This is a genomic window from Mesorhizobium sp. M7A.F.Ca.CA.002.05.1.1, assembly GCF_003998335.1.
Lineage (GTDB): Bacteria > Pseudomonadota > Alphaproteobacteria > Rhizobiales > Rhizobiaceae > Mesorhizobium.
The window spans coordinates 1-7,537 of the sequence record NZ_RZQI01000225.1 but is presented as its reverse complement, the minus strand read 5'-3'; the positions used below and the strand labels follow the sequence as shown (position 1 = coordinate 7,537).

Annotated in this window: 7 protein-coding genes; 1 reads left to right on the top strand and 6 read right to left on the bottom strand. The window is 62.3% G+C overall.

The genetic code is table 11. The features are described 5' to 3' along the window. Window positions 1–1,889: hypothetical protein (locus EN939_RS13850; RefSeq protein WP_245473086.1), on the top strand; the 1,889-nt coding region annotated here is incomplete at its 5' end. 9 nt (window positions 1,890–1,898) lie between these two features. On the opposite strand, the gene EN939_RS13845 is transcribed toward EN939_RS13850, so the two are convergent. The 6 genes from EN939_RS13845 to EN939_RS13820 form a co-directional block, all read right to left on the bottom strand. Further along, a complete protein-coding gene (locus EN939_RS13845) occupies window positions 1,899–2,084 on the bottom strand; it encodes a hypothetical protein (protein ID WP_127268456.1) in 186 nt (61 codons plus the stop codon). Between the two features lie 94 nt (window positions 2,085–2,178). Then, entirely contained in the window at window positions 2,179–3,225 is a 1,047-nt protein-coding gene (locus EN939_RS13840; RefSeq protein ID WP_027036338.1) for a UDP-glucuronic acid decarboxylase family protein, read from the bottom strand. Between the two features lie 23 nt (window positions 3,226–3,248). Then, complete coding sequence (locus tag EN939_RS13835) at window positions 3,249–4,352, bottom strand: CgeB family protein (protein ID WP_127268455.1); 1,104 nt, start codon at window positions 4,350–4,352, stop codon at window positions 3,249–3,251. Continuing rightward, window positions 4,349–5,443 (bottom strand): CgeB family protein, encoded by a 1,095-nt coding sequence (locus tag EN939_RS13830; protein WP_127268454.1) that lies wholly within the window; start codon window positions 5,441–5,443, stop codon window positions 4,349–4,351. The genes EN939_RS13835 and EN939_RS13830 overlap by 4 nt, the downstream gene beginning before the upstream one ends. Continuing rightward, window positions 5,440–6,570, bottom strand: a complete 1,131-nt coding sequence (locus EN939_RS13825) for a CgeB family protein (protein ID WP_127268453.1) — start codon at window positions 6,568–6,570, stop codon at window positions 5,440–5,442. Before EN939_RS13825 ends, EN939_RS13830 begins: the two co-directional genes overlap by 4 nt. A gap of 2 nt (window positions 6,571–6,572) precedes the next feature. Beyond that, the coding region (locus tag EN939_RS13820) for a glycosyltransferase family 4 protein (protein ID WP_127268452.1) at window positions 6,573–7,537 on the bottom strand (965 nt) is incomplete at its 5' end.

Sequence of the window (7,537 nt, the reverse complement as noted above, 5' to 3'; positions counted from 1 at the left end):
ACCCTATGTTGTTCAAAGGTAAGTTCCTGGCGCCGAACCATCAGCGTGCCGGAATGTTCCTCCGCCCATCGAAAAATTGCGCGAGACTGCATGGATCGAAGCTGCATTCGATGCGTTGCCGCACGGCAACATTGGAAAACCGATCGATGATCGTCTACGGCGACCACAGGCAGACCGAGAGCGCAGAGCAGCTTCGGGAAGCAGCAAACGAAATGGCCGAAAGCCTGGATCGGATGTCTCATGGCGTCCAACGCCATGCTGCATTGGTCGGACTATTCATCAGCGTGTCGGAGCTGGTTCAGGCGCTTGCCGATGTCGATTTCCAAACCAGCGGCATCGACATCTTTTCGCCGCGACAACAGCAAGGCGCCAAGTTGTTGGTCGGACTCGCGGCAGAGGTGGCGAAGTCGTGGCAAAGCGGTTTCGGCGTCGGCGGTGGCATCGATCCGGGACTTCTCAAACAGCTGGCCGGGCTCGACTGCAAGGCCGAGGTTGTGACCGGCTCTGCCGAGGGTTATGCGCACTATGCGCTTTATCCCGAAAGCTATTTGGACGCGGCGCAGAAGTCGGGTCTCGATGCGAACACATGCGTGATCGGCGTCCGCAGCATCGGCCTCGGGCTGGCAGCTATGGTGGCGGCCTCGATTGGTGCGCCGGCACCATTCAGCGTTCGCCCGATCGGCCATCCCTTCCGCAGGTATATCAACGCCGATCCGCAGTCGATCGCCACTTGGATGAACAATCCATCGGCGCGTTTCGCCGTTGTCGACGAGGGTCCTGGCCTGTCCGGCAGTTCGATGCATGCCGTTATCGTGTGGCTGCGTGAACTGGGTATCGATACGGACCGCATTCACCTGTTTCCCAGCCATTCAGGCGGCCCGGGCATCGAAGCGTCGCGGGAGGCTCGGGAGACATGGTCGCGCTGTCCGAAGCATGTGGCGACGGCGTTTGAATGCACCTTCTCCGAAAGCTCGAAAATCCCCACGTTGCGCGATTGGGTGGCCGAGGCGGTCGGCAGGCCGGAATTAGGCCTGACCGAGCTATCTGGCGGCGAGTGGCGGGCCGCCCACTACGCCGACGAAGGGCGCTGGCCGCCGAGCCCTCGCGGTACCGAGCGGCGTAAATTCCTGGCGTCCGCCGGGCGTGACCGCTGGCTCGTCAAATTCGCGGGTCTCGGCGAAACCGGACGGCGCAAGAAACGAACCGCGACGATGTTGCATGAAGCCGAGTTCGGATCGCAAGTTGTCGCGCTTTGCCATGGCTTTCTGGTTGAACGGTGGATTGACGGCACCACGATGGATCAGGCGCCGCTACCCATGGAAAGACTGATCGCGGAGTTCACAAATTACCTGGCCTGGCGTGCGCTCAATCTTCGAACTTGCGAACCGGGTGCATCATTGCTTGCACTCGCGGAGATGGCTGTTTCCAATACGTCGGAAGCCCTGGGCGAAAAACGCGCGGCAGCCTTGCGCGGTTGGCTCTCGAAACAGGCCCCCGCGAGCGGGCTGCAGCGCGTTGAAATCGATGGAAAGCTCCAACCATGGGAGTTTCTCGTTCGTGCCGACGGCAGGGTGCTCAAGACAGATGCCGTCGACCATTGCCGGGCACACGATTTGATCGGCTGCCAGCCAATAGAGTGGGACATTGCCGGCGCCCGTGTCGAGTACGGGCTATCCGACAGCGATGTGAGGACCCTGGTCCAAGGAATGAAGCTTGCCATCGACAACGGCCACATCGGCTTTTTCGAACCGTGCTATTTGGCATTCCAGCTCGGGCTCTGGAGCACGGCTGCGCAATCCGAAAATGGCCGGGAAAAAGCAAGGCTCGCCGCGACGGCAGACCGATATAGGATGCGACTGATAGGGTTCCTGGACGAATGCCTGATATGATCGTTCCGATCAGTCCAGCCTTCGCAGCATGTCTGCTTCCTGCTCGAGAATAGCGGCCACTTCCTCGCGCTGCAGATGCGTCATCATCAAGCTGACGCAGCACTCGAGATAGGTGATCGAGGCGCGCCGCAGATAGGCAGCCGTCTCGCGTTCGGCCATCTGGTCGATATCCCTCGCGGGTCGCTTGGGTTGCATGAGGATGATCCTCCGTATCGGTTCCTCCCGCCAAACCACAAGCTTGGGCGGATGTTCCGCGCGATCTCGGGAAAGATTCGGCGGCCGTCTCGCATCACGCCGGAAGGTTCTGCAGCCCGCCGGATGCCGGCCTCGCTCTTTTGGCAAAGCCTGTCATCTGATCGCCGATGCGACTGCCTTCGAGCGCCGCGAAATAATCGATCGTCAGCTTGAGCCCTTCGTTGAGGGGCACCTTCGGTGTCCAGCCGAGCAGCGCTTTTGCACGCGAAATATCGGGCTGCCTGCGCCGAGGATCATCTTGCGGCAGCGGCAGAAATCTCAAATCCGATTTGGTGCCGGTCATCGCCTTCACCAGCGCCGCCAGTCGCACGATGGTGAATTCTCCGGGATTGCCCAGATTGACCGGCTTGCCCGGATTGGGGTCGATGTCCATCAGTCGCCTCAATCCATCGATCTGATCGGAGACATAGCAGAAGGACCGCGTTTGCAAGCCGTCGCCGAAGATCGTCAGAGGACGTTTTTCTAACGCCTGCATGATCAGGTTTGAGACGATGCGGCCATCCGCCGGATCCATTCTCGGACCGTAGGTGTTGAAGATGCGCGCGACGCGCACGTCGGCTTTGCCGGCTCTAAGATAGTCGAAGCAAAGCGTTTCGGCAGTGCGCTTGCCCTCGTCGTAGCAGGCGCGCGGGCCTGTGCAGTTCACATGGCCAACATAGTCCTCCCTCTGGGGATGTTGCTCCGGATCGCCATACACTTCGCTCGTCGAGGCCTGTAGCAGCCGCGCGTCATATCGGACAGCGAGTTCGAGCAGGTTGAGCGTGCCGATCACGCAGGTTCGCGTGGTGTGTATCGGGTCGGCCTGGTAACGCGGCGGCGAGGCAGCGCATGCCAGGTTGTAGATGCGATCCACGGGCTCGCCGAGATCCAATGGCCGGCAGATGTCCTGCTCGATCAATCGGAAACCCGGCTGATCCATGATCGAGATGATGTTTTCCATGCGCCCTGTCAGGAAATTGTCGGCGCAGATCACGCGCCAGCCATCGCGGAGCAATGCTTCGCAAAGATGCGAACCGAGGAATCCCGCACCGCCGGCGACAAGCACTGCCTTTGCCCTTTGCGCGTTTCTTTTTTGTCGCATCGTCGTTTTCTCCTGTATGCCGGTCATGCTGCGCTTCCGATGTCGAAATCGAGGGCCGCCGCCCTTGGCTGTGTCAACGCCGTCACGAATTCGCGCGCTCTGGCCGCACCGGTGTGGGATGCGAGGACGCGTTCGCGGGCCCGGCGGGCCATGGCGAGGCGTGTGCGCTCGGACTCGCCGAAGAGGATTTCGATGACATCGTCCGTTTCCCCGGCGTTGTGAATCGCCGATGCGGGAAAGAAGCTGTCGAGCCCTGGCCAGCGATCGCTGATGATGGGCGTGCCGCAAGCAGCCGCTTCGAACAGGCGCACACTGGGTGACCATCCGGCAGCGATCATGGAACTGCGTGTGACGTTCAGCGTGTAACGCTGACGGCTGTAGAACGCGGCATGATCGGCCGGCGGCAAATGTTCGATGCGTTCGACATTGTCCGGCCAGGTGATGTCGGATGGGTATTGCGAGCCGGCTACGACGAAACGGCGGTCCGGCATACGCCGTGCTGGTTCGAGCAGCAGCGCGTTCAGCGTTGCCTGCCGGTCGGCACTGTAGGTGCCGAGATAGCCGAGATCCCAGCGGATCGGATCGCCGGTCCGGTGGTGCCGTTCCGGGTCGACCGAGCAGTAGAGCGGTTCGGCGCGGCGCGCGCCGAACTCCTCCACCAGACGGCCAAGCATCGGCCCGCCGGTGAACGAGAAGTAGACATCAAAATACGGAATCTGCCGCCAGCTCAGGTAATCGCAATCATCGGCTGAAAGCTGCGCCACGGTTACCGGCGTGTCGATGTCGTAGAAGCAGAAGCGCCCTTTGCAAAATGAAGCGACGATGTCGATGACCACGCGCCCTTCCGGCACGAAGGAGCCCATGACGACAATGTCGGCCTGCTCCAGGCACCGGGCGTAGTCGCTTTGCAACTCCGCAGTGGTTTCGTAGTAGCGCAAGGCGCAGAAATCCGGATCTCGCAGATCGCGGTGGTTGGCGTACCACGGCACGTCTCGCTCCAGAAAGGTCACGCGGTGGCCGAGTTCGTGCAGACCTTTCAGCAGGCCTCGAAACGTCGTGGCGTGGCCGTTTCCCCAGGACGAGGACAGCGACAGGCCGAGAAAGACGATGTCCAATTGCTTGGTCATTCCGCTGCCTCCACGGTCCCCTGCTCGAAATGACGTTTGAAGACGGCATCGGCCACGTCCGCCCGCAGCGCGTAGGTATGGTCGGCCAGCACGCGGCAAAGTGCGGCCTGGCCGATTGCCTTCGCCCGACTGGAGGTCAGCGAGCGCATGATCTCGGCGACATCGCCGCCGTCCCGTGCCACCAGGATCTCCTCGTCTGGTTTCAGGAACAGTTCCACGCCCAGCCATGCGTCGGTGATGAGGCAGGCACCGGCGCCGGCCGCCTCGAAGACACGCGTGGCCGGTGAAAAACCGTTTACGGCCATGCTGTCGCGACTGATGTTCAGCACGGCCTTGGGAGTGACGTTGAAGGCATTATGATCGCGGGTGCCAACGTGACCGAGCCAGCCGACATTGGCGGGAAGCGGCTTGTCCCCCCAGCCCGATCCGCCGAGCAGAAAGCGCTGTTTCGGCAGCTGGCTTGCGGGATCGAGGAAGAATGCTTCGACACGCGCCTCACGATCCGGCAGCCGGTTGCCGAGGAACGCCAGATCGCAAGCGAAACGCGCATTGCTGGCGACCGGGTGATGCGTTTGGGGATCGAGCGCATTGTAAATCGGCACGCATTCGTTCGCCCCCATGGCACGGTAGGCCCAGACGACGGGGTCGCCGCCGCCATAGGTCAGCACAAGGTCGATTTCTTGCAGGGCGCCATGGAGCGGATGGTCCGGTTCGTCGCGCAGCTGGGCAAGGGTTGCCGGAGCGTCCACGTCCCAGAATACCACCAGCGCGTCGCTGCGGGCATGGTCGAGAACGGCGCGCAGCAGCGCCTCGTCCTCGAAACCGACGCCACTCGCCTTGACGACGATGTCGGCGCTGGCGGCGCGTGCCGCGACCTGCATCAACGCGTGCTGGGTCGCTTCATAAACGACCACTGTGCACCAGTCAGGGGCCTCGATGTCGCGGTTCTTCTGCCGGTCGTAGACGTCGGGCTCATAGAAGGTGATTTCGTAGCCCAATTGGGCAAGCGCCTTCAGCAAGCCGCGATAGTAGGTCGCGGCACCGTTCCAGTAGGACGACAAAAGGCTCGATCCATAGAATGCCATCTTCATGCGGCGGCTTCCTTTGCGGTGGTCTTGTTGATGGTATGTTCGGTTGTGCATTCCGTGAGCACGCCGAACAACTCGTCGACGCGGTGCTGGCAGGTGTGCCGCGAGCGGATGGTCTCGAGACCCGAAGTCACCAGGGAAGCCGCGAAATCCGCATCGGCCAACACCGCCCGCAGGTGTTGCCGCATTTGCGAGCCATTGTGGGCGAACAGGAAGTCGACGCCGGGCCTGAACAGCTGCTCGACATCGGACCATGGTGCTGAAATCAGCGGAATGCCGCAGGCGAGTGCCTCGAACATGCGGATCGTCGGAATTCCAGGCAAACCCTCACGATAGGGGCGCCGCGGGATGTGGACGGTGACACGATGCGCGGCGAACGCCTTCGGCACGTCGGCATTGGCGATCCATCCGTCATAGCGCAGTCCGGCGGTGGCCAGATCCGCAAGTGCGGGCTTGGGGTAGCGTACGCCGTGCACGGTGGCCTCGAGACCGAGATCGTGTACCGGCTCGATTAGAAACTCCTTGAGTTCGGCGGTTCGTTCATCGTCGCCCCAGTTTCCAATCCAGACCAGATCGGACGTGGGGTGGATCTCCGGGTGCGGCTTGAACAGGCGATCGTCCGCAGCTTCATGCCAGGTGAAGACGCGCTTGCCCCAGCCGGCGCGCAAATAGCTCTCGCGCAAGGCCTCGCCAAAGGCGAGAACGCCGTCATAGTGCTCCAACCGCAGCGCCGAGATTGCCTCGGTCGCCGATACCGCCCGGTGGTGGGTGTCATGAAACAGAAGGATGAAGTTGCCGCCAGCGGCCCGGGCACGGCCGATACGTGCGACAAGCTTCGGATCCGTCCACTCATGAACGATCACAACGTCGGCCTCAGCGATCCAGGCCTCGTGATCGAACCCGACATCGTAGGTCACCGGCATCAGTTCTGGGAAATCCTTGCGGAAGCGTTCGATGGCGAAGGATCCCTTCTCAGCCAGCAGGTTCGAACGGCTCCAGCCGTCGGACGGCTCCAGCGCGACCGCCTGGTGCCGGCGCGCGACCAGTTCCCGCATGATACCGCGCAGGAAATGGGCATTGCCGTGGTTCCAGTCGGAAACGACCGAGTGGGTGTAGAACAGAAAGCGCATGGTCAGCGCCCCGCCATGGCCAGGGCCGCCTTGTCGTAGATGCCTCGCATGGCCGCCGCTTGCCTGGCCAGTGTAAACCGGCGGCTTCGTCGCAGGGCTGCCTGGCCGAGCTCCCGCCTGAGTTCGACATCGCTGGAGAGACGATTGAGGCAGGCAGCGAGGTCGTGGGGATTGCGCGCGTGAAAGAACATCGCGGCCCCGTCCCATAGTTCGCGATAGGTTGCGATGTCGGAAAGCACCAAGGGCGTCGCCGACATGGCAGCTTCCAGCGCGGCCAGACCGAATGGCTCATAGATTGATGGCGACACGAAAATGCCGGCGCGCGCCATCAAGGAGCGCACCTCGTGAGACGGCAGTGCTCCCAGAGGAACAGCATAGCTGAAGCTGGTACGCCCGCCGTTGGGACCGTGCATCGAACCGGCGGCAAAAACGGGCCATTGCGTCAGCGACGCGGCCTGGTCGATCACCGCCGCATTCTTGCCCTCGTCCCACCAGCGGGCAGCGGCGAAGACGAGCGGTTGGCGCTTTTCGGTCTTCGGCACCGGACTGGCACTATTTCCGACCACACTGAGACGCGCGATCGGGCCATAGCAGGTCTCAAGCATGTCGGCATGGCTGCGGCTCGGCACGATAACAGCGTCGGCCCGATCCAAGCCGCGCCTGTTGCGCTCCTTCTGCCAGGCCCATGCGCCATCCACTGCCTGTTTCCTGACGGCGTGGAACCATGTCGTCACGCAGGAATGCGAGACCACCACGGCTGGGCACGGCGCATCGAATCCCGCCGCCTGCGTTGGTGCGTTGAAATGAACAAGGTCGATGGCGTGGTCGCGCATGGGCGCAAGCAATTCCCGCGGCAGCGCGTCGAGGTCGCCGCCGTTGCGGGTCATCCAATCCGGCGGCGTACTCAACCAGATCAGCGTCGTGAAAGCCTCCGCCTCCGCAGCCTGCTGCCTCGACGGGTGTGGAC